General features: G+C 60.1%; 22 protein-coding genes. 15 read left to right on the plus strand and 7 right to left on the minus strand.

What is annotated here, in order from left to right; all coding sequences use genetic code 11:
- Positions 1 to 8: 8 nt before the first annotated feature.
- The gene (gene nadB / locus ACJ8QF_RS08175) at positions 9 to 1,610 is read right to left on the minus strand and encodes an L-aspartate oxidase (RefSeq protein WP_004929128.1); all 1,602 of its coding nucleotides are present in this window, start codon (positions 1,608 to 1,610) and stop codon (positions 9 to 11) included.
- A gap of 214 nt (positions 1,611 to 1,824) precedes the next feature.
- On the opposite strand from nadB, the gene rpoE reads away from it, so the two are divergent.
- The 4 genes from rpoE to rseC are packed head-to-tail and all read left to right on the plus strand — an operon-like array spanning position 1,825 to position 4,516.
- Complete coding sequence (gene rpoE / locus ACJ8QF_RS08180) at positions 1,825 to 2,400, plus strand: RNA polymerase sigma factor RpoE (protein WP_004929136.1); 576 nt, start codon at positions 1,825 to 1,827, stop codon at positions 2,398 to 2,400.
- Positions 2,401 to 2,430: 30 nt separating this feature from the next.
- Positions 2,431 to 3,084, plus strand: coding sequence for an anti-sigma-E factor RseA (rseA, locus tag ACJ8QF_RS08185; protein ID WP_442537436.1), 654 nt, complete (start codon positions 2,431 to 2,433; stop codon positions 3,082 to 3,084).
- Positions 3,084 to 4,040, plus strand: a complete 957-nt coding sequence (rseB, locus tag ACJ8QF_RS08190) for a sigma-E factor regulatory protein RseB (RefSeq protein ID WP_004929141.1) — start codon at positions 3,084 to 3,086, stop codon at positions 4,038 to 4,040. The genes rseA and rseB overlap by 1 nt, the downstream gene beginning before the upstream one ends.
- Positions 4,040 to 4,516: a SoxR-reducing system protein RseC gene (rseC, locus tag ACJ8QF_RS08195; protein WP_004929144.1), complete on the plus strand. Its 477-nt coding sequence runs from the start codon at positions 4,040 to 4,042 to the stop codon at positions 4,514 to 4,516. The genes rseB and rseC overlap by 1 nt, the downstream gene beginning before the upstream one ends.
- On the opposite strand, the gene ACJ8QF_RS08200 is transcribed toward rseC, so the two are convergent.
- Positions 4,513 to 5,349 (minus strand): hypothetical protein, encoded by an 837-nt coding sequence (locus ACJ8QF_RS08200; RefSeq protein WP_015378807.1) that lies wholly within the window; start codon positions 5,347 to 5,349, stop codon positions 4,513 to 4,515. The two genes, rseC and ACJ8QF_RS08200, sit on opposite strands and share 4 nt — an antisense overlap.
- A gap of 519 nt (positions 5,350 to 5,868) precedes the next feature.
- Here ACJ8QF_RS08200 and lepA point away from each other — a divergent pair.
- The 7 genes from lepA (at position 5,869) to acpS (ending at position 12,419) form a co-directional block, all read left to right on the plus strand.
- Complete coding sequence (gene lepA, locus ACJ8QF_RS08205) at positions 5,869 to 7,668, plus strand: translation elongation factor 4 (protein ID WP_004929150.1); 1,800 nt, start codon at positions 5,869 to 5,871, stop codon at positions 7,666 to 7,668.
- Positions 7,669 to 7,700: 32 nt separating this feature from the next.
- The gene (gene lepB, locus ACJ8QF_RS08210) at positions 7,701 to 8,678 is read left to right on the plus strand and encodes a signal peptidase I (protein ID WP_004929153.1); all 978 of its coding nucleotides are present in this window, start codon (positions 7,701 to 7,703) and stop codon (positions 8,676 to 8,678) included.
- 234 nt (positions 8,679 to 8,912) lie between these two features.
- Complete coding sequence (rnc, locus tag ACJ8QF_RS08215) at positions 8,913 to 9,593, plus strand: ribonuclease III (protein ID WP_004929158.1); 681 nt, start codon at positions 8,913 to 8,915, stop codon at positions 9,591 to 9,593.
- The gene (gene era / locus ACJ8QF_RS08220) at positions 9,590 to 10,498 is read left to right on the plus strand and encodes a GTPase Era (protein ID WP_004929162.1); all 909 of its coding nucleotides are present in this window, start codon (positions 9,590 to 9,592) and stop codon (positions 10,496 to 10,498) included. Before rnc ends, era begins: the two co-directional genes overlap by 4 nt.
- Before the next feature lie 6 nt (positions 10,499 to 10,504).
- Positions 10,505 to 11,236 (plus strand): DNA repair protein RecO, encoded by a 732-nt coding sequence (recO, locus tag ACJ8QF_RS08225; RefSeq protein WP_004929165.1) that lies wholly within the window; start codon positions 10,505 to 10,507, stop codon positions 11,234 to 11,236.
- Between the two features lie 71 nt (positions 11,237 to 11,307).
- Positions 11,308 to 12,039, plus strand: coding sequence for a pyridoxine 5'-phosphate synthase (gene pdxJ / locus ACJ8QF_RS08230; RefSeq protein ID WP_004929166.1), 732 nt, complete (start codon positions 11,308 to 11,310; stop codon positions 12,037 to 12,039).
- Positions 12,039 to 12,419, plus strand: a complete 381-nt coding sequence (gene acpS / locus ACJ8QF_RS08235) for a holo-ACP synthase (RefSeq protein ID WP_004929169.1) — start codon at positions 12,039 to 12,041, stop codon at positions 12,417 to 12,419. Before pdxJ ends, acpS begins: the two co-directional genes overlap by 1 nt.
- A gap of 46 nt (positions 12,420 to 12,465) precedes the next feature.
- On the opposite strand, the gene ACJ8QF_RS08240 is transcribed toward acpS, so the two are convergent.
- From ACJ8QF_RS08240 to ACJ8QF_RS08250, 3 genes are all read right to left on the minus strand, one after another.
- On the minus strand, positions 12,466 to 12,726 hold the full coding sequence (locus ACJ8QF_RS08240; protein WP_033635622.1) for a YfhL family 4Fe-4S dicluster ferredoxin: 261 nt from the start codon (positions 12,724 to 12,726) through the stop codon (positions 12,466 to 12,468).
- Positions 12,727 to 12,817: 91 nt separating this feature from the next.
- On the minus strand, positions 12,818 to 14,362 hold the full coding sequence (locus tag ACJ8QF_RS08245) for a phosphoethanolamine transferase (RefSeq protein WP_275095107.1): 1,545 nt from the start codon (positions 14,360 to 14,362) through the stop codon (positions 12,818 to 12,820).
- 143 nt (positions 14,363 to 14,505) lie between these two features.
- The gene (locus ACJ8QF_RS08250; protein WP_016929788.1) at positions 14,506 to 15,354 is read right to left on the minus strand and encodes a MurR/RpiR family transcriptional regulator; all 849 of its coding nucleotides are present in this window, start codon (positions 15,352 to 15,354) and stop codon (positions 14,506 to 14,508) included.
- A gap of 167 nt (positions 15,355 to 15,521) precedes the next feature.
- Between ACJ8QF_RS08250 and murQ the strand changes: the two genes are divergently transcribed.
- Genes murQ through yfhb form a run of 3 tightly spaced genes read left to right on the plus strand, consistent with a single transcriptional unit; the run spans position 15,522 to position 18,461 of the window.
- Complete coding sequence (gene murQ / locus ACJ8QF_RS08255) at positions 15,522 to 16,415, plus strand: N-acetylmuramic acid 6-phosphate etherase (RefSeq protein ID WP_442537437.1); 894 nt, start codon at positions 15,522 to 15,524, stop codon at positions 16,413 to 16,415.
- Positions 16,416 to 16,433: 18 nt separating this feature from the next.
- Positions 16,434 to 17,801 carry a PTS transporter subunit EIIC gene (locus ACJ8QF_RS08260; protein ID WP_004929185.1) on the plus strand — a complete coding sequence of 456 codons (1,368 nt, stop codon included), beginning with the start codon at positions 16,434 to 16,436 and terminating at the stop codon, positions 17,799 to 17,801.
- A 3-nt stretch (positions 17,802 to 17,804) separates the two neighbouring features.
- A complete protein-coding gene (yfhb, locus tag ACJ8QF_RS08265) occupies positions 17,805 to 18,461 on the plus strand; it encodes a phosphatidylglycerophosphatase C (protein WP_325961474.1) in 657 nt (218 codons plus the stop codon).
- A 48-nt stretch (positions 18,462 to 18,509) separates the two neighbouring features.
- Here yfhb and ACJ8QF_RS08270 read toward each other — a convergent pair whose 3' ends face one another.
- Positions 18,510 to 19,562, minus strand: coding sequence for a DUF2157 domain-containing protein (locus tag ACJ8QF_RS08270; RefSeq protein WP_166730270.1), 1,053 nt, complete (start codon positions 19,560 to 19,562; stop codon positions 18,510 to 18,512).
- A gap of 117 nt (positions 19,563 to 19,679) precedes the next feature.
- On the opposite strand from ACJ8QF_RS08270, the gene tadA reads away from it, so the two are divergent.
- Positions 19,680 to 20,186, plus strand: a complete 507-nt coding sequence (gene tadA, locus ACJ8QF_RS08275) for a tRNA adenosine(34) deaminase TadA (protein ID WP_015378796.1) — start codon at positions 19,680 to 19,682, stop codon at positions 20,184 to 20,186.
- Here the strand turns inward: tadA and mltF are convergent, their stop codons facing one another.
- Entirely contained in the window at positions 20,187 to 21,647 is a 1,461-nt protein-coding gene (gene mltF / locus ACJ8QF_RS08280; RefSeq protein ID WP_004941352.1) for a membrane-bound lytic murein transglycosylase MltF, read from the minus strand.
- Between the last annotated feature and the right edge of the window lie 33 nt (positions 21,648 to 21,680).

Raw genomic sequence — 21,680 nt, forward strand, 5'->3', positions numbered from 1 at the left:
CGCTTTGTTTAAGGCTGCAAAATGGTCGGCAGCGCTTCCGGCAGCAAATCCGGGTAGTCCAGCGTGTAGTGCAGGCCGCGGCTCTCTTTGCGCGCCATGGCGCTGCGCACGATAAGCTCAGCCACCTGCACCAGATTGCGCAGCTCCAGCAGGTTATTGGAGATGCGGAAGTGAGCGTAGTACTCGTCGATTTCCGCCTGCAGCGTATTGATGCGGCGCAGGGCGCGCTCCAGCCGCTTGGTGGTACGCACGATGCCGACGTAATCCCACATGAACAGCCGCAGCTCGTGCCAGTTGTGCTGGATCACCACCCGTTCGTCTGCATCGTCCACCCGGCTTTCATCCCAGTGCGGCACCTGTTTGGCCTGCTGGATGAACGGCAGGCGCTGCAGAATGTCTTCCGCCGCCGACCAACCGTAAACCAGGCACTCCAGCAGTGAATTCGACGCCATGCGGTTGGCACCGTGCAGGCCGGTGTAGCTGACCTCGCCGATGGCGTACAGCCCGTCGAGATCGGTGCGGCCGTGCTGATCGACCATCACGCCGCCGCAGGTGTAGTGCGCCGCCGGGACGATAGGGATCGGTTGCCGGGTCAGATCGAAGCCCAGCGTCAGCAGCTTTTCGTGGATCATCGGGAAGTGCTGGGTGATGAACGCCGCCGGCTTGTGGCTGATGTCCAGGTACATGCAGTCGGCGCCCAGGCGCTTCATTTCATGGTCGATGGCGCGGGCGACGATATCGCGCGGGGCCAGTTCGCCGCGCGGGTCGAAATCCGGCATAAAGCGGCTGCCGTCCGGACGTTTCAGGTAGGCGCCTTCGCCGCGCAGCGCTTCGGTCAGCAGGAAGTTGCGCGCCTGCGGATGGAACAGGCAGGTCGGGTGGAACTGGTTGAACTCCAGGTTGGCGACCCGGCAGCCGGCGCGCCAGGCCATGGCGATGCCGTCGCCGGAGGAGATGTCCGGGTTGGTGGTGTATTGGTATACCTTGGCCGCGCCGCCGGTCGCCAGCACCACCGTTTTGGCGCGGTAGGTTTCCACCCGCTCCAGCTCGCGGTTCCAGACGTAAGCGCCCACTACGCGGCGGGTGCCAGGCAGGCCGATTTTGTTCGAGGTAATAAGGTCGACCGCGTTGCGGCGTTCCATCACGCAAATATTGGGGTGAGCGCTTGCTTTCCCTACCAGCGTGGTCTCTACTTCCTTACCGGTAGCGTCTGCGGCGTGCAGGATGCGGCGATGGCTGTGGCCGCCTTCGCGCGTGAGGTGATAATGCGCCTCGCCCTGCGCGTTGACCTCGGTGTCGAACAGCACGCCCTGATCGATCAGCCATTGCACGCAGTGGCGCGCGTTGCCGGCGATGAATTCGACGGCCTCTTTGTCGCACAGGCCGGCGCCGGCAATCAAAGTGTCATCAACGTGTGAGGCAATGCTGTCCGTCTCATCGAACACCGCGGCGATCCCGCCCTGGGCGTAAAAGGTGGCTCCCTCGCTGAGCGGCCCCTTGCTGAGAACGGTAACCTTGCAATGCTGCGCCAGGCGCAGCGCCAGTGACAGGCCCGCAGCGCCGCTGCCGACGATCAGTACATCGCTAACATGTTCAGATGATGGTTGCATAACGTATGATGTGTGCAGAAGAAGAGTGAATTTCATGTTAGCCTAACTGTCCGGGCAAAAGCCACGGATAGGGTGACATCAACAGAAAAAACAATGGCGATATGGAACTTCGTGTTCTATATGAACTCCAAGCGAGTGCTTGCTCAGGAAAATAATGTATGGCTGGCAGTACAATTTTACGCGTGGAGACGGATTTGGGGAGAGTTTACCTCGGATGAGCGAGCAGTTAACGGATCAAGTTCTGGTCGAGCGGGTCCAAAAGGGCGACCAGAAGTCGTTTAACCTACTGGTAGTGCGCTATCAGCATAAGGTGGCGAGTCTCGTTTCCCGCTATGTGCCGCAGGGCGATGTGCCCGATGTGGTGCAGGAGTCGTTTATCAAGGCCTATCGCGCACTGGAATCGTTCCGTGGCGACAGCGCTTTTTATACCTGGTTGTATCGAATCGCCGTGAACACGGCAAAGAATTATCTGGTTGCTCAGGGGCGCCGTCCGCCATCCAGTGATGTGGACGCCAACGATGCGGAAAATTACGAAAGTGCGGGCGCACTGAAAGAAATTTCGAACCCTGAGAACTTAATGTTGTCAGAAGAGCTGAGACAGATAGTTTTCCGTACCATTGAGTCTCTCCCTGAGGATCTTCGCATGGCGATTACCCTGCGGGAGTTGGATGGTCTAAGCTACGAAGAAATAGCCGCCATCATGGATTGCCCGGTCGGAACCGTACGTTCGCGTATTTTCCGCGCCCGGGAAGCTATCGATAATAAAGTTCAACCGCTGATCCAGCGTTAGCAATGGCGGGCACAGGAAGGGTACTTAGGCATGCAGAAAGAAAAGCTTTCCGCTCTGATGGATGGTGAATCGTTCGACAGCGAGCTGTTGAGTTCTCTGTCGCAAGATCGAACGCTTCAACAAAGCTGGCAGAGCTATCACCTGATACGTGACACACTGCGAGGTGATGTCGGACAAGTGATGCATCTCGACATCGCCGATCGCGTCGCCGCTGCACTTGAGAAAGAACCCGCCCGGCTGGTGCTTTCCGCCGTTCAGGAATCTCAGCCGCAGCCTCACACCTGGCCGAGAATGCCGTTCTGGGACAAAGTGCGTCCTTGGGCGAGCCAGATTACGCAAATCGGCATGGCGGCCTGCGTGTCGCTGGCGGTGATCGTCGGCGTGCAGCACTACAACCAGCCTTCTGCGACATCGAACGCGTCCGAATCGCCGGCCTTCACCACGCTGCCGATCATGGGGCAGGCCTCGCCGGTCAGCCTGGGCGTTCCTGCCGACAGTTTCTCCACCGGCAGCGGCCAACAGCAGCAGGTGCAGGAACAGCGCAAGCGTATCAACGCCATGCTGCAGGACTATGAACTGCAACGTCGCCTGCATTCGGATCAGCTGCAGCTTGAGCAAGGCAACCCGCAACAGGCTGCCATTCAGGTTCCCGGAACTCAGTCTTTAGGAATGCAACAGCAGTAATGAAGCAAATCTGGTTCTCCGTTTGTTTATTGACGGGCAGCCTGCTCTATTCCAGCATCGCCCCGGCGCAGCCAACTGCGTCCGGGGCGTTATTGCAACAGATGAGCAGCGCCAGCCGTTCTCTCAATTACGAGCTCGCCTACATCAGCGTCAGCAAGCAGGGAATCGAGTCGTTGCGCTATCGCCATGCGGTGATCGGCAACGTGCCGCTCGGCCAGCTGCTGCATATGGATGGCCCGCGCCGCGAAGTGTTGCAGCGCGGCGGCGGGATCAGCTACTTCGAACCCGGTCTGGAGCCGTTCACGCTCACCGGCGATCACATCGTCGATGCGCTGCCGGCGATCGTTTATGCCGATTTCACCCGTCTGGCGAAGTATTACGACTTCATTTCCGTGGGCAGCACCCGCATCGCCGATCGGCCGTGTGAAGTGCTGCGCGTGGTGGCGCGCGACGGTTCCCGCTACAGCTACATCGTCTGGATGGACGAAGACACCAAGCTGCCGCTGCGGGTAGATCTGCTCGATCGCGACGGCGAAACGCTGGAGCAATACCGGGTGATCTCCTTCGCGGTCGGTGCCGAGGTGCAGGGCGCGATGCAGGGGCTGCTCAAAGCCAACCTGCCGCCGCTGCTGTCGCTGCCGGCGGTGGAAAATGTCCAGCTCAGCTGGAGCACCGGCTGGCTGCCGGCCGGCGTGGACGAGGTGGCGCGCAATCGCCGCAAATTGCCGAACGTCGCCGTGCCGGTGGAATCCCGGCTCTACAGCGATGGCCTGTTCAGCTTCTCGGTCAACGTCAGCCCGGCGGGCAGCGGAGCCGGGCAGCAGTACTACCGTCAGGGGCGCCGCACCATTCAGACCGAAGTGCGCGCGGGCAACGAAATCACGATTGTGGGCGAATTGCCGCCGGCGACGGCCAAGCGCATCGCCGACAGCATTTCTTTCAAGGTATCGCCGTAATGATGAAAGAGTGGGCCACGGTGGTTTCGTGGCAACAGGGCGTAGCGCTGCTGCGCTGTGAACCCAAGGCCGGCTGCGGCAGCTGCACCGCGCGCTCCGGCTGTGGCGCGCGTGCGCTGAACGAGCTGGTGCCGGAAACCGAGCATCAGCTGCAGGTACATATCGATCAGCCGCTCGAACCGGGGCAGCGCGTCGAGGTCGGCATCGCGGAAGGCAGCCTGCTGCGCTCCGCCATGCTGGTTTACCTGACGCCGCTGCTGGGTATGATGCTGGGCGGCACGCTGCTGCAATATTGTTTCGGCAGCGATGCCTCGGCGGCAGTCGGCGCCGTGTTGGGCGGCGGTGCGGCCTTTATGCTGGCTCGCCGCTTGGCCCGACGTCTGGGCGAACAGGCCGATTACCAGCCGGTGGTGCTGCAAATTGGGTTGCCGCCTACCGCGATGCGCATGCAGGCGGAAAACTCCCCGCTGATTTAAACCGATGGCCGCGTCATCGCCGGGTTGTGATAGGCGGGGATGCGGTTGTGGATCATATGCTCCAACAGCGCGATGAATAGATCGGCGCTGAGCAGCGAATCGTAGTTAATCGCGAACAGCACATTTCCCTGGCCGTCGAATAAGCGGATGCCGCGCTGCGGATGATTTTCCAACGCGCGGATCTGTTCGATAGGCACGTTTCCCCGTTCCGTCGTCAGCAGGGTGGCGCTCAGCCGCAGCGTTTCGGTCGGCGTGCCTTGCTGCTTGCCGAGCAGCAACTGCCACAGCCAGCGCGCGTCGCCCTCTATGGTGTGAAACGACACCGTTCCCCCCTGATAGAGCGCATTCAGCGCCAGCGGCCCGCGCTGCTGCAGCTGTTGGTCGACGATCACGTCCGCCAATCGCCACGAGTGGGCGACGTTGCTGAAAACCGTGCACCAGGGCTGATCTGCACCGGCGCGGAACGCCGTAACGTCAAACAGCCCGCCAAAAGCCTGGCCGCCGCGAAAGCGATAGATGTCGCCGATCTTCTCAAACGGGATGAAACGCTCTTTGTGATGGTGGCTGTCAAAGACCCGCACGCCGTGCTCGTACAGACGATAGGTCAGCGTCGGACGCAGATAATGCCGCAGCGCCAGCAGCGTACAGCCGAGTAAAATCGTGCCCGCGCCGGCTTGCAACAGCGTGATGACCTGGCTTTCGTCAATGCTGCTCAGCAGCGGCAGCACCAACAGCGCCGCCCCCACGCTAAACAGCAGCGCCGCCGCCGCCAGTATGCCCCAGTTGACCTTTGAAAAATCGTGCCGGCTCAGCATTTGCCCTTTATCGATCATAATGCACCTTCCAATCAACGTACGCAGATATGCTGGTGAACCCCGGTGGGCTGCCGATGTAGTGCCCTGAATAATGTTTTGTCGCGGAGCTCATGCCCTTTCTATCCGAGGGACGGTGGTGGCGTATATGGGGTTTTTCCTAAAGGAAGTGGGGCAAAATGGAATTCTAAGAGGTTGATCCAAATATTCTTTTTTTATAATTTCGGAGAGGGTTTATTGCGCTGTGGCCGGTTATGTATTAGCGCCGAAGTTTGACGGCCACGAAGCACCGGCAAGCCTTGGGTTCAGGCCGCATCGTCCGCGTTAACATCTGTTTTCACCCGCCGGGGCGCCCTGTAACATTTAGCGGCGCATAATAGAATGCCTTCACTGCACCGATCGCTAGGTTTTCAGTGGTGTGGCATGTAGAATGCAGCGATTCAGGTGCAAGACGGCCTCACCCATTCACTGTCGCTTTAGGTCCATGCGGGTTTCTATAGGCGAGTAATTCAGAAATACCAAGGCAGAAAAACTTTTATAATGAAGCATATACGAAATTTCTCCATTATTGCCCATATTGACCACGGTAAGTCGACGCTGTCTGACCGCATTATCCAAATCTGCGGTGGCTTGACCGACCGTGAAATGGCTGCGCAGGTGCTCGATTCCATGGATCTGGAGCGCGAGCGCGGCATCACCATCAAGGCGCAGAGCGTGACGCTGGATTATAAAGCGCAGGATGGGCAGACCTATCAGCTTAACTTTATCGACACTCCCGGCCACGTTGACTTCTCCTATGAAGTTTCCCGCTCGCTGGCGGCCTGCGAAGGCGCGCTGCTGGTGGTGGATGCCGGCCAGGGCGTAGAAGCCCAGACGCTGGCCAACTGCTACACCGCGATCGAAATGGATCTGGAAGTGGTACCGGTGTTGAATAAAATCGACCTGCCGGCCGCCGATCCGGATCGCGCCGCGCAGGAAATCGAAGACATCGTCGGCATCGACGCCACCGATGCCGTGCGCTGCTCGGCTAAAACCGGCGTCGGCGTGCCCGACGTGCTGGAGCGCCTGGTGCGCGACATTCCGCCGCCGCAGGGCGATCCGGATGCGCCGCTGCAGGCGCTGATCATCGACTCCTGGTTCGATAACTACCTGGGCGTCGTGTCGCTGGTGCGCGTCAAGAACGGCACGCTGCGCAAGGGCGACAAGATCAAGGTCATGAGCACCGGCCAGGTGTATAACGCCGATCGCTTGGGCATCTTCACGCCGAAGCAGGTCGATCGTGACGTGCTGAACTGCGGCGAAGTGGGCTGGCTGGTCTGTGCGATCAAAGACATCCTCGGCGCGCCGGTGGGCGATACCCTGACGCAGGCGCGTCAGCCGGCGGATAAAGCGTTGCCGGGCTTCAAGAAAGTGAAGCCGCAGGTGTACGCCGGTCTGTTCCCGATCAGCTCCGACGACTATGAATCTTTCCGCGATGCGCTGGGCAAGCTGAGCCTTAACGACGCCTCCCTGTTCTACGAACCGGAAAGCTCCACCGCGTTGGGCTTCGGCTTCCGCTGTGGCTTCCTCGGTCTGCTGCACATGGAGATCATTCAGGAGCGTCTGGAGCGTGAATACGATCTGGATCTGATCACCACCGCGCCGACGGTAGTCTATGAAGTGGAAACCACCGGCAAGGAAGTGATCTACGTCGACAGCCCATCCAAGCTGCCGCCGTTGAACAACATCCAGGAACTGCGCGAGCCGATCGCCGAATGTCACATGCTGATGCCGCAGGAATACCTGGGCAACGTCATCACCCTGTGCGTTGAGAAGCGCGGCGTGCAGACCAACATGGTCTACCACGGCAACCAGGTGGCGCTGACCTATGAAATCCCGATGGCGGAAGTGGTGCTCGACTTCTTCGACCGCCTGAAGTCCACGTCGCGCGGTTATGCGTCGCTGGATTACAACTTCAAGCGCTTCCAGGCCTCTGACATGGTGCGCGTGGACGTGCTGATCAACAACGAGCGCGTGGATGCGCTGGCGCTGATCACTCACCGCGACAACTCGCAGTACCGCGGCCGTGAATTGGTGGAGAAGATGAAAGATCTGATCCCGCGTCAGCAGTTCGACATCGCGATTCAGGCGGCGATCGGCACGCACATCATCGCGCGCTCCACCGTGAAGCAGCTGCGTAAAAACGTGCTGGCGAAATGCTACGGCGGTGACGTCAGCCGTAAGAAAAAGCTGCTGCAGAAACAGAAAGACGGTAAGAAGCGCATGAAGCAGGTCGGCAACGTCGAGCTGCCGCAGGAAGCGTTCCTGGCCATTCTGCACGTCGGTAAAGACGGCAAGTAACCGCGACGAGTTCGCGAAACGAGGGAGTTTGCATGGCGAATATGTTTGCCCTGATCCTGGCGTTGGCCACCCTGGTCACCGGGATCATCTGGTGCTTCGAGCGCTTTAAATGGGCGCCGGCCCGCCGCGCGAAGATCGCGGCGGTCAACGCACAGACCGCGGGCGCCGTAGACGATAAAACGCTGGCGAAAGTGGCGAAGCAGCCAGGCTGGGTGGAGACCGGCGCATCGGTCTTCCCGGTGTTGCTGCTGGTGTTTGTGGTGCGTTCGTTTATTTACGAACCGTTCCAGATCCCGTCAGGCTCAATGATGCCGACGCTGTTGATTGGCGATTTCATTCTGGTGGAGAAATATGCCTACGGCATTAAAGATCCGATTACCCAGACGACGCTCATTGAAACCGGCCATCCGAAGCGTGGTGATATTGCGGTATTTAAATATCCGCTGGATCCGAAACTGGATTATATCAAGCGCGTGATTGGCCTGCCGGGCGACCGTATTACTTACGATCCGGTGAATAAGCGCGTCACGGTGCAGCCGTCCTGCAACAGCGGGCAGTCCTGTGATACCGCGCTGGCCGTGACCTACGCCGATGCGCAGCCGAGCGACTTCGTGCAGCTGTTCAGCCGCAGCGGCATGGGCGAGGCCAGCAACGGCTTCTACCAGATCCCGCTGAACGATAACGTGCCGTCGGGCGGCATTCGCATGCGTGAGCGCCAGGAAAGCCTCGGCAACGTCACGCACCGCATCCTGACCGTGCCGGACGCGCAGGATCGGGTGGGCGCTTACTACCAACAGCCGGGCAAACCGTTGGCGGAGTGGGTGGTGCCGGCCGGGCATTACTTCATGATGGGCGACAACCGTGACAACAGCGCGGACAGCCGTTACTGGGGCTTTGTGCCGGAGAAGAATCTGGTGGGCAAAGCCACGGCCATCTGGATGAGCTTTGAAAAACAGGAAGGCGAGTGGCCTACCGGCGTGCGTTTCAGCCGGATCGGCGGCATTCATTAATCGCTGATTTATTCCCTGTCAATTTCACGCCGCAGCCTACTGCGGCGTGAAAGATTAAGAGGATATAAACACAGCATTATGTTTCCACTCGTTGTAGAATACCTTCTCGAGCGATAAAAGTTGGCTCCTGCTGGGAGCCACTGCAAACGAAACAGCTTTGGATCGGCTTTCGGCGAAGCAGGCCTGTTCCGTGTGCTGCAAGTTTTTGACGCATTCTTGATCTATTGGTAACTCATGAACCCCATCGTAATAAACAGGCTGCAGCGGAAGCTGGGCTACACTTTTCAACAGCAGGAGCTTTTACTGCAGGCTTTGACTCACCGCAGCGCCAGCAGTAAACACAATGAACGTCTTGAGTTTCTGGGTGACTCGATTCTGAGCTTTGTCATCGCCAATGCGCTCTATCACCGTTTTCCTCGCGTAGACGAGGGCGACATGAGCCGCATGCGCGCCACGCTGGTGCGCGGCAACACGCTGGCGGAGATGGCGCGCGAGTTTGACCTGGGCGAATGTCTGCGGCTTGGGCCGGGCGAATTGAAAAGTGGTGGGTTCCGCCGCGAGTCAATCCTGGCGGATACGGTGGAGGCATTGATCGGCGGCGTGTTCCTGGACAGCGACATCCAGACCGTCGAGCGTCTGATTTTGGACTGGTATCGCAGCCGGTTGGACGAAATCAGCCCCGGTGATAAGCAGAAAGACCCGAAAACCCGTTTGCAGGAATTTTTGCAGGGGCGTCATCTGCCGTTGCCTTCTTATTTGGTGGTGCAGGTTCGCGGTGAAGCGCACGACCAGGAGTTTACCATCCACTGCCAGGTGAGTGGTTTGAGCGAGCCCGTGGTGGGCACCGGCTCGAGCCGCCGTAAAGCCGAGCAGGCGGCAGCGGAACAAGCGCTGAAAAAGCTGGAGCTTGAATGAGCGAAGTAAAACAACACTGCGGGTTTATCGCCATCGTCGGCCGCCCGAACGTGGGCAAATCGACGTTGCTGAACCAACTGCTGGGGCAGAAGGTTTCCATTACGTCGCGTAAGCCGCAGACGACCCGTCACCGCATCATGGGCATCGACACCGATGGCGCCTATCAGGCGATCTACGTCGATACCCCAGGGCTGCACATCGAAGAAAAACGCGCCATCAACCGTTTGATGAACCGCGCGGCCAGCAGCTCGATCGGCGACGTTGAGCTGGTTATCTTCGTGGTCGAAGGCACCAACTGGACCGCCGACGACGAAATGGTGGTCAACAAGCTGCGCAGCCTGCGCTGCCCGGTATTGCTGGCGATCAACAAGGTCGATAACGTTACCGACAAATCCAAGCTGTTGCCGCACATCGCGTTCCTCAGCCAGCAGATGAATTTCCTCGACGTGGTGCCTATCTCCGCCGAGAAAGGGATGAACGTCGACACCATCGCCGGCATCGTGCGCAAGCTGCTGCCGGAAGCGGAACACCACTTCCCGGAAGACTACATCACCGATCGCTCCCAGCGCTTTATGGCGTCCGAGATCATCCGCGAGAAGCTGATGCGTTTCCTGGGCGAAGAGCTGCCGTACTCGGTGACGGTAGAAATCGAACAGTTCGTGGCTAACGATCGCGGCGGCTACGATGTGCACGGCCTGATCCTGGTTGAGCGCGAAGGCCAGAAGAAAATGGTCATCGGCAACAAGGGCGCCAAGATCAAAACCATCGGCATCGAAGCGCGTCAGGACATGGAACAAATGTTCGACGCCAAAGTGCATCTCGAGCTGTGGGTGAAAGTGAAATCCGGTTGGGCGGACGACGAACGTGCGCTGCGCAGCCTGGGCTATGTTGACGATCTGAAGTAACGATCCGTGGACGGCTGGGAGCGCGCTTTCGTCCTGCATGGGCGGCCGTACAGTGAAACCAGTCTGATGCTGGATCTGTTTACCGAAGGTCATGGGCGGGTGCGCTTGCTGGCAAAAGGCGCGCGCAGCCGCCGCTCCAATCTGAAGGGTTGCCTGCAGCCCTTTACCCCCCTGTTAGTGCGCTGGGGCGGCCGCGGCGAAGTGAAAACGCTGCGCAACGCCGAAGCGGTCTCTCTCGGTTTACCCCTCAGCGGCATGATGCTTTACAGCGGCCTGTATGTGAACGAACTGCTGGCGCGCGTGCTGGAGCAGGAAACCAACTACTCGGTGCTGTTCTTCGACTACTTGCAATGCCTGCAGGCGCTGGCGGCGGAAGACAGTTCACCGGAACAGGCGCTGCGCCAGTTTGAGCTGGCCTTGTTGCATCATCTCGGCTACGGCCTCGATTTTCTGCACTGCGCCGGCAGCGGCCTGCCGGTGGATGACGCCATGACCTACCGTTACCGCGAAGAGAAAGGCTTTATCGCCAGCCTGGTGGTGGATCACTACAGCTTCACCGGGCGTGAACTGCGCGCGCTGGCGGAGCGGCAGTTTCCCGATGCCGAGACGCTGCGCGCCGCCAAGCGTTTCACCCGCATGGCGCTGAAACCCTACCTCGGCGGCAAACCGTTGAAGAGCCGCGAACTGTTCCGCCAGTTCGTGCGCAAACAGCCGAATACGCCGGTTGACGACGCCTGACCTTTTCCCCTTTTGCCGCCCTGCGCCCGCGTGTAAACTGCTGGCACTGAAAATCGTATTTAGAGGTTGTCATGGCTGATTTGCTGCTGGGCGTCAATATCGATCACATCGCCACGTTACGTAACGCGCGCGGAACCCAATACCCGGATCCGGTTCAGGCGGCATTCATTGCCGAACAGGCGGGGGCCGACGGCATTACCGTGCATCTGCGCGAAGATCGCCGCCACATCACCGACCGCGACGTGCGCTTGCTGCGCCAGACCATCCAGACGCGCATGAACCTGGAGATGGCGGTGACCGACGAGATGCTGGACATCGCCATTGAGCTGCAGCCGCATTTCTGCTGCCTGGTGCCGGAAAAACGCGAGGAAGTGACCACCGAAGGCGGCCTGGACGTCGCCGGCCAGCTGGACAAAATGAGCGTGGCGGTCGAGCGCCTGGCACAGGCGGGCATTCTGGTTTCGCTGTTCATCGATCCCGATCATCGCCAGATTGACGCGGCGGTGGCGGTGGGCGCTCCCTATATCGAAATCCACACCGGCGCCTACGCAGAAGCGCAGGGCGAGTTGGCGGTACAGGCCGAGCTGCACCGCATCGCGGTCGCCGCCGCCTACGCGGCCGAGAAGGGGCTGAAGGTCAACGCCGGCCACGGCCTGACCTACCATAACGTGCAGCCGATCGCCGCGCTGCCGGAAATGCACGAGCTGAACATCGGCCATGCGATTATCGGCCAGGCGGTGATGAGCGGGCTGCCGGCCGCGGTTGCCGACATGAAAGTGCTGATGCGGGAAGCGCGCCGGTAATGGCGGTGCTCGGGCTGGGTACCGACATCGTCGAGATGGCGCGTATCGAAGCGGTGGTGGAGCGCAGCGGCGATCGTCTGGCGCGCCGGGTGTTGAGCGACGCCGAGTGGGCGCTGTATCAGCAGCACCAGCAGCCGATTCGCTTTCTGGCCAAGCGTTTCGCCGTGAAAGAGGCCGCCGCCAAGGCGTTCGGCACCGGCATTCGCAACGGCCTGGCGTTCAACCAGTTCGAGGTGTTCAACGATGCGTTGGGCAAGCCGAATATTCGTTTGCACGGCCGCGCCGCCGAGCTGGCGGGGGAGATGGGGGTCACTGCGATCCACGTTTCGCTGGCCGATGAAAGGCGCTATGCCTGCGCGACGGTGATCGTCGAAAGCTGAAAATAGAAAGGGCGCCCTGCGGCGCCCTTGTCAGTCCTGCGGCGAGTTAAATGCGATCGGCGTGGTGCAACACCACGAACTTATCCCACAGCTGTTCGTTGGTCTCACGATGCTGCGGATCGGTGATGATGGTGTTGTCGATAGGGCAGACCTGCTGACAGGTCGGCGTATCATAATGGCCAACGCACTCGGTGCAGCGGTCGGTATCGATTTGGTAGATCTCATCGCCCATCGAAATTGCCTGGTTCGGGCATTCCGGCTCGCACATGTCGCAGTTGATGCATTTCTTGGTAATCAGCAGTGCCATTGTCAGTTATCTTTCCATCGGTGTGCTCGGGCTGGCGCGCAATCTATCATAGAATCGCCGCGCGGCGGGCGCTTTTTCGTCATCTTACCGCTTAGGGTAACTCAGGCGGGTCATCAGCCAACTGATCGAAATCAACCATTCTCTGTCCGTCAAACACCCAGCGCTTGTCTTCATCCGCCATGCGCATGGTGGGCATCACCTCCGGATAGGCAACCCGTATTCCCGCCTCTTGAGCAAACAGCCCGATAAAATCGAATGCGCTCAAGGGAGCATCAGTGATCTGGTGCTGTCGATCGCGATCGGTCAGCACCAGCAACGGCACCTGATAATTCTGCCGGGTATCGCCGCTGTGGCGCAAAGAACGCTCGCCGCCGATATCCTTATGGGAAAGACCATGATCGGAGAAATAGAACAGTTTAAACGGCGCGCCGCTCTGCTTCAGACGGTGATAAACCTGCTCGATAAAATGGTCTGTCTTGCGATAGGTCGAGAGATAGCAGGCCAGCTCCTTATTCGGCGACTCGACGCTGGGTGCTTCACCGTTAAGCCGCTCGCAAAAGTCGGCGTGCGAGCCCATCAGATGCAACACATACAGATTGCCTTGCCCCTGGCGACGCAATAATTGGTCAAATATCGGCAGTAGCGCATCATCGTCGGTGTTACGCGATTGGAAGTCGCCTTTCTTCAGGAAATAATGGCTATCGCTGAACATGGCGATTTTTGATACCGGCGTATCGAATTGTCCGAACATGCCCTGATTGGACAGCCAGTGGGTTTTGAGGCCGGCGGCTTTTGCCAGGGTGATGATATTATCTCCGATGGCAATGTTGTGGCCGTTGCTTAAAGCCAGCGTGCGGGGGAGCGATTCGAACGTATTTGGCGCGGTGGAAATATAATTGCTGTAAAACCGTCCTTTGGCATTATCCAGAAACGGCGTAGTGGACACGGGATAATCAAATAAGGACATATGATCCCTGCGCATACTTTCGCCGACGATAATGACATAGTTTTCATTCGTCGGTGCGCCTGCGGTTATTGACCAAGTGTTCGGCGTTGAAGCGCCGGCGCTTAATTCATCGACCTGTTGTTGGTATTGATGGTAAGCCGAGTAGAGGGATAAAAAGAAGTCAGGCAATTTAAGATTCGCCACGCCGCCATTGAAGGCTCTGGCGACAATGATAACCCCCAGCAGGGCTAGCAAGGGAAGTATTGTTTGTTTTGAAATGGTTTGCCGCCAAATAAATAGGCCGAGAATGGCCAGCATAGCCAGAATGGCGGCAGGCAGCAGATAACAGCTGGCCGGCAGAGTCTGCAAAAACTCCGTTGCTTCTATTAGGTTGGTTTGCAACAGGGCGGACATCACGGCAGTGGAAGGGGCACCGTAAATAACCCCGACCGGCGCATACAGCGCGCACAGCAGAATAAACGGAATAATCAGGCCATATCGGGTAAGCGAATGAATAGATAATAATAGCAAAATAAGCGCAATAAAAAGAATATCAATGCCTTTTCCACCGCTATATCCCATCGCCTTGATTAGAATCAATGCAGTAATGACATAGAGTAAAAAGGTACGCAGAATCGGATGAGCCACGGAATGCCGTAACTTATCTAAAATAACAGTGTGTGTATTCATAATGATATCGTCAAATAATGCCGTCCATGCACGCTCAATTACTGTTCGACAATTGAGCTGTTCACCACCTGCACATTATTTTTCGAATGCAGAGAATGGAAATAATTGAACTGGCGGCGTTTTATCGGCCGCCATTATACGCGTCAAACCAACTTTTTCATTAACTGTTCGCTGTGTTTGATGCGATCGCGGGCATGATCAAGGTCGTGCTGGATCAGCGCCATAAACAGCAGGTCGGTGAGGGCGAACTGGGCCGTGCTGGAGGAGATGGCCGCGCTGCGGGTGTGGGGTTCTTCGGCGATGGTATACAGGCAGTGGTCCGCGCGTTGCTGCAGGCCGTTGGGCGAGAAGCTGGTCAGCGCCAGCACCCTGGCTCCGGCCTGGCGCGCTTCTTCCGCCGCCAGATTGATTTCACGCCGCTCGCCGCTGAAGGAGATAGCCAGCAGCAGATCGCGTTTGTCCAGTGCCTGCACCGCCGCCAGCTGGACGTGCATATCTGCTTCGGCCACCGCCATCACGCCGATTTTCAGCAGCTTGAAGGAAAAATCCTTGGCCACCAGCCCGGAGGCGCCGATGCCGATCAGCATCACTCGGCGCGCCTGGCGCAGCATGTCCAACGCCTGGTGCAGTCGCTCTTCGCTGTTGATGTCGAGCGTCGCGCGCAGCGCCGCCTGCTTTTCCGCCAGCAGCTTTTCACCGACGGTTTTCAGCGTATCGCTGCTGAGGATGTGGTTGTGAACGGTCACCACCGGCTCGGCCTGCGGTTGGGCCAGCGTCTCGCTCAGCGCCAGCTTCAGCGCCGGGAAACCTTTATAGCCCAGTTTTTGGGCGAACTTCACCACGCTCGACTGGCTGATGCCGGCCAACTGAGCCAGCTTTTGCGAGCTGAGATGGCGCGCCTGCTCGGCGTTATTCAGCAGAAAGTCCGCCAGCTTGCGGTCGTTTTGCGCCAGTGTCGGATACATCTGGCGAATGCGCAGAAGGGTACTCATTGTTCTTTCCCTGGAAACCAGCGGCCATTTTGCCATGCAGAGGGCGAAAACGCGCGGTGAAAATTTTTGTGAGCTCACCGTTAAAATAGCAAATAGCGCTCGCTTTGTTGAATAAAATATTCAAATATTGATTTAATTTTGTGAATTAAAAATTCAAAGGTGAACAGATGAACTTAGGCGCACTGGTATCGGAAACCCGCAACCCGGCCACCATGGGGCTGGATGAAATGTCGACGCTGGACATGGTCCGTTGCTTTAACCAGGAAGATCGCAAGGTGCCGGAGGCGATTGAACAGGTGTTGCCGGCGATCGCGCAGGCGGTCGATTTGGCCGCGGCGGCGCTGAAGGCCGGTGGGCGGTTGATTTATTTGGGCGCAGGCACCAGCGGCCGCCTGGGCGTATTGGACGCCTCCGAGTGTCCGCCGACCTTCGGCGTGCCGCACGGCGTGGTGGTGGGGCTAATCGCCGGCGGGCCGGGCGCGCTGCTCAAAGCGGTGGAGGGGGCGGAAGATGACGAGGCGCTGGGTGAAGCCGATCTCCGGGCGCTGAGCCTCACCGCCGTCGATATGGTGGTGGGGCTGGCGGCCTCGGGGCGTACGCCCTACGTGATCGGCGCACTGCGCTATGCGCGCGGGCTGGGCTGCCCGACGGCGGCCATCTCCTGCAACCCGGATTCGCCGATTGCGCACGAAGCACAGGTGGCGATTTCGCCGGTGGTGGGGCCGGAGGCGCTGACCGGCTCAACGCGCCTGAAATCCGGCACCGCGCAGAAACTGGTACTCAACATGCTGTCGACCGGTGCGATGGTCAAACTCGGCAAGGTCTACCAGAACCTGATGGTGGACGTGAAGGCTACCAACGTCAAACTGGTGGATCGCGCCTGCCGCATCGTGATGGAGGCCACCGGCGCCGAACGCGCTCAGGCGGAAGCGGCGCTGGCGCAGACCGTCTTTGAGGTTAAACCGGCGATCCTGATGATTTTGGCCGGCGTCAGCGCTGAAGAGGCGCAGCAGCGGCTGCAGCGGCACGATGGCTACCTGCGCGCGGCGCTGGCGCGTTAATTCACGGTGGGGGCGGCGATGGACAAGACAACGGCATTGGCGACACAGATCCTGGCGGGCGTGGGGGGCGAGGGCAATATCCTCAAACTGGAAAACTGCATGACGCGGGTGCGCGTCGAGGTCAGCGATGAGCAGCGCCTGGATCTGGCCGCCCTCAAGCAGCTGCCGGGGGTGAAGGGCTATATCAAGCAGGGTGAACAGCATCAGTTTATCGTCGGTCCGGGCGCCGCCGCCAAGGTGGTGGACGCCATGCGCGGGCTGTTGAGCGGTGATGCGCAGCCCGTTGCCGCCGTCGGTGACGCCGCCCGCACCAAGGCGCAGGCCAAGCAAAAATACGCTGCGCCGATGAGCGGCGCGCTGAAAAAGCTGGCCGATGTCTTTATTCCGCTGATCCCGGCGTTTATCGCCTCGGGCCTGATCACCGGCATCATCAACCTGCTGAAACGGCCCGACATCGCCGGCCAGCTGGCGGTGGACTACCCGAACGTGCTGGGGCTGCTGGCGATCTTCGGCAGCGCGGTGTTCGCCATTATGAACATTCTGGTTGGGGTCAACGCCGCGCGGGTGTTTGGCGGTTCGCAGGCGATGGGCGGCGTGATGGCCGGCATTCTCTCCAGTCCGGCGCTGGCGCAGATCACCCTGTTCGGGGAGGCGCTGCAGCCGGGGCGCGGCGGGGTGATCGCCGTATTGTTGGTGGTGGCGTTGATGTGCTGGGTGGAGAAGCGCCTGCGCACGCTGTTGCCGGAGTCGGTCGAACTGATCCTTAACCCATTGCTGACCACGCTGGTCACCGCCTCGTTGGCGATCCTGATCCTGCAGCCGCTCGGGGGGGGTATTTCCGATGCCATCGCCCACGGCGCCAATCTGGCGATCGACAAGGGCGGGCTGCTGGTGGGGGCGTTGCTCTCGGGGCTGTTCCTGCCGCTGGTGCTCTCCGGCCTGCATCAGGGGCTGGTGCCGATCCACGTCGAGCTGGTGCAGGCGCACGGTTCCAACCCGCTTTTGCCGATCCTGGCGATGGCTGGCGTCGGTCAGGTGGGGGCGGCGCTGGCGGTGCTGCTGAAAACCCGCAACGCGCGGCTGAAGAAGGTGATCAAAGGGGCGTTGCCGGTCGGCATTCTCGGCATCGGCGAGCCGCTGATCTTCGGGGTGACGTTGCCGCTGGGCCGGCCGTTTATCGGCGCCTGCCTTGGCGGGGCGGTCGGCGGTGCGCTCATCAGCTACTGGAAGGTGGCGACGGTCATCACCTTCGGCATTTCGGGGCTGCCTTTGGCGTTGACCATCGTCTCAGGTAAGGTGATGTTGTATCTGGCGGGGATGCTGATTACGATTATCGCCGGTTTTCTCTTCACCTGGATGATGGGGTTCGACGATCCCGAGGAGTAGCGTTTGAGCGACAAGCAGCAACAACCGGCCGCAGAGGGGCGCCGCGTGGTCTTTTTCGATCTGGACGGCACCCTGCATCAGGAGGATATGTTCGGCAGTTTTTTGCGCTTTCTGCTGCGCCGCCTATCGCTGAACCTGCTGCTGGTAATACCGCTGCTGCCGCCGATCGGGTTGGCGCTGCTGCTGCTGGGGCGCGCCGCGCGCTGGCCGATGAGCCTGCTGCTGTGGGCGATTACTTTCGGGCGTTCTGAAGCGACGCTGAAGGCGCTGGAGCGGCAGTTTATCGAGGCTTTCCGCCAGAAGGTGACCGCGTTTCCGGTGGTGCAAATGCGGCTGCGGCAGTATTTGGATGAGCACGATGCCGAAGTGTGGCTGATTACCGGCTCGCCGGAGCAACTGGTGGAGCAGGTGTATCGGGATTCGGCGTTTCTGCCGCGGGTGCGGTTGATCGGCAGCCGCATCACGCGCCGCTGCGGCGGTTGGGTCTTGACCCTGCGCTGCCTGGGGGCGCAGAAAGTGGTGCAGCTGGAACAGCGGCTCGGCGCGCCGCTGAAGCTGTACAGCGGTTACAGCGATAGCAAGCAGGATAATCCGCTGCTGTTCTTTTGCGAGCACCGCTGGCGGGTGAGCAAGCAGGGCGAGCTGCAGCAGCTGGAATAAGCCAAGGGCGGAGAATTCCGCCCTTGGTTGCTTTTATCGGTACCGCGATCAGTCGTCGCTCACGTCGTGCGGCTTGCGCCCCAGTTGCCAAATCTTTTCTGCATAGTGCCCCAACGCCCACAGGCTCAGCCCGAGCAGCGCGAAGAAAATCGTCTTCGGCATGCTGTCCCAGAAAAACTCGAACAAACGGGTATACAGGTTGATGCCGAGGAAGGTCAGCCCGAAACCGCGCAGCATGGCGTCGTCATGCTTCAGCCCCAGCCAGATGGCGGCGAGGGCGGCCAGCCCGAACAGCAGGCTCCAGTGGAACAGCTCGATCTGGCGCGCGCGGTACCAGCTGTCGAGATCGCCGTAGTTGCCGAAGATAGACAGCAGCCACAGGGCGATGAACAGGTACAGCAGCCCCATCGCCAGCGACACCCGCTGCAGGCCGCGCTGCGCCAACAGCGGCCGCAGCAGCAATGCGGCGGCGATCAGCACCGCGCCAAAGGCGATAAAGCGAATCGGGTAACTCATGCCGAGCCAGTAGGCGCCCCAGCCGGAAAGGTAGCCGGTCTCGGCGCCGAAGGCATTGCCGAGCGACAGCAGGGCGAACCACCACACCAGCCCGGAGCGGCTGAGCCAGCCGATCGCGCCGTACAGCAGCGCGGCGACCAGCAGCAGTACGGAAACCCGGCCGCTGCCGTTATCCAGCCAGACCCCCAACTGCCATAAGGCGCAGGCGGTAAGCAACACGGCGACAAACAATGCCGCCTCGTTGCCGTAACGTTTTTCCGGGTGCCGTTGGCGGCGGCGCAGCGCCCAGACATAGGCCAGCGCCGCGAGTACGCCGGCGATCGCCATGCGCACCGGCGCGTCGAAGCGGAACAGTCCGCTGAGCCATGCAAGCAGTTCGCTGTCGGCGAACAGGCTGGTGACGGCGATCAGCAGCGAGGCCAGCGCGGCGAGAAACGCATAGCGCGCCAGCCGCCGCCAGTCGAAAGGTTGCACGTCCACATGCTGCAGCAGTTGCTGCCGTTGTTCGGGCGTCATGGCGCCTTCCCCAACCCAGCCGTCCAGCGCCTTGCGCACCACGACGGCGTTCTTTTTACTGAGTTTCATGCTTCTTGTCCCTGAATCATCTGCCGATTCGGCCAGTATAGCCATTGGCGGGCGGCTACGACAAAGGAGGGCTAGTGTGTATAATGCCCGCCGCAAAAGCGCACGAGGAATTATGCGATGACTGAATATAACGATGAGTACTGGATGCGTCAGGCATTGCAGCTGGCCCTGCGCGCGCAGGAAGAGGGTGAGGTGCCGGTGGGTGCGCTGCTGGTGCTGGACAATCAGGTCATCGGCGAGGGCTGGAACCGGCCGATCGGCCGCCACGATCCTACCGCGCACGCCGAGATCATGGCGCTGCGCCAGGGCGGCGCGGTGCTGCAAAACTATCGCCTGCTGAACGCCACGCTGTACGTCACGCTGGAGCCCTGCGTGATGTGCGCCGGCGCGATGGTGCACAGCCGCATCCGCCGGTTGGTGTACGGCGCCGCCGACGAGAAAACCGGCGCGGCCGGTTCGCTGGTGGACATTTTGCGCCATCCGGGCATGAATCATCAGGTGGAGATCGTCTCAGGCGTGCTGGCGGACGAATGCGCCGCCACCCTGAGCAATTTCTTCCGCCTGCGCCGCGAACAGAAAAAAGCGCTCAGGCTGGCGCAGCGGGCGGCGGATAAGCCGGAATAATCAGTAGTTGAGCGCCAGTTCCGGCATCACCGTCGGATAGCCTTTCCCCAACGCTTCCTGCTCGGCGGCCGCTTGCGCCGCCTTTCTCTCTTTCTCCTGCAGATAACCCACCAGGCTGACCTGGTAGCGGCGGATGTTTTCTACATAATTGTAGGCTTCGCGCCCGCGCGCATAGCCATAGGTCAGCTGCGGGTAGTAGCGCTTTTGGCTGAGCATCGGCAGGCGTTGTTTGACGTCGACCCAGCTGTCCGGGTTGCCTTTTTGCGTTTTGGTCAGCTTGCGCGCATCCAGCATATGGCCCCAGCCCATGTTGTAGGCCGCCAGCGAGAACCAGATGCGCTCGTCTTCCGGCACGCTGTCCGGCACCTTGGCCATCAGCCGCTGCAGGTAAAGGGCGCCGCCCTGAATGCTTTCTTCCGGATCGAGGCGATCGTTGACCCCCAGGCCGTCGGCGGTGGCGCGGGTCAGCATCATCAGGCCACGTACGCCGGTGGGGGAGGTGGCCTGCGGATTCCAGTGCGATTCCTGATAGGCGATGGCTGCCAGCAGCTTCCAGTCGATTTCGTTGGCGTGTTTCTCGAACAGCGGGCGGAAGTTGGGCAGCACCGAGTCGATGGCCGACAGGAAGGTTTTGGTATCCACGTAGTCGAAGCTGCCGACGTGGCCGAGGTATTTCTCTTCCAGCCGCGCCAGGGTGCCGTCGTCCACCATCTGGCTGTAGAAATCCAGCATCGCCGCGTACAGGCTGTCATCGCCGTCGCGTTTGAGGTACCAGGTGACCGGCTCTTCGTCGGTGACGTCGAACGCCACCGCCAGCTGCGGATGGATGCGCTGCAGCAGCGCGATGGTCACCGAATCGCCGAGGGTATAGTCCAGCTTGCCGTCGGCCACCCGCTCCAGCAGCTCTTTGGAGGTGAGATCGCTGGAGGACTCCCAGGCGAGATCCGGGTATTTATCCTGCTTGAGCTGTTTTAGCGTGCTGACGTGCGCGGAACCGGAGGCGACCGCCAGCTTGCCTTTGATGTCGGCGAAGCTTTTCGGCCGCGGGGTGCCCAGCCGGTACACCAGCTGTTGGGAAACGGAGTAGTAGGCCGGGCCGGTGCGCGCGCGGCTGAGGCGCTCCTGGTTATAGATCAGGCCCGCCGCCAGCAGGTCGGCGTCGTCGTCGTCCAGATCGTCGAACAGGTCATTGATGTTCTGATGGGGGATCACCACCAGCTTCACCCCGAGGTAGTTGGCGAAGCGCTTGGCCAGTTCGTAGTCGAGCCCACCCGGCCCTTGCTTGGTGTTGAAATAGGTCAGCGGTGAATTCAGCGTGCTGATACGCAACTCGCCGCGGGAAATGATCTCCTGGAGTTGCCCGCCCTGGCCGCTGCGCCAGGTGATGTTGGGCCACAGCGCGAGAGCCAGAAGCAGAGTGACAACGCCGATGAGGATGTAGTTTATTTTAAGACGTTTCAAATAGTTATCCAGTGGTGGCACAGGTACACCGGC

It is taken from the genome of Serratia sp. CY81684 (genome assembly GCF_052166595.1).
Classification (GTDB): Bacteria; Pseudomonadota; Gammaproteobacteria; order Enterobacterales; family Enterobacteriaceae; genus Serratia; species Serratia nematodiphila.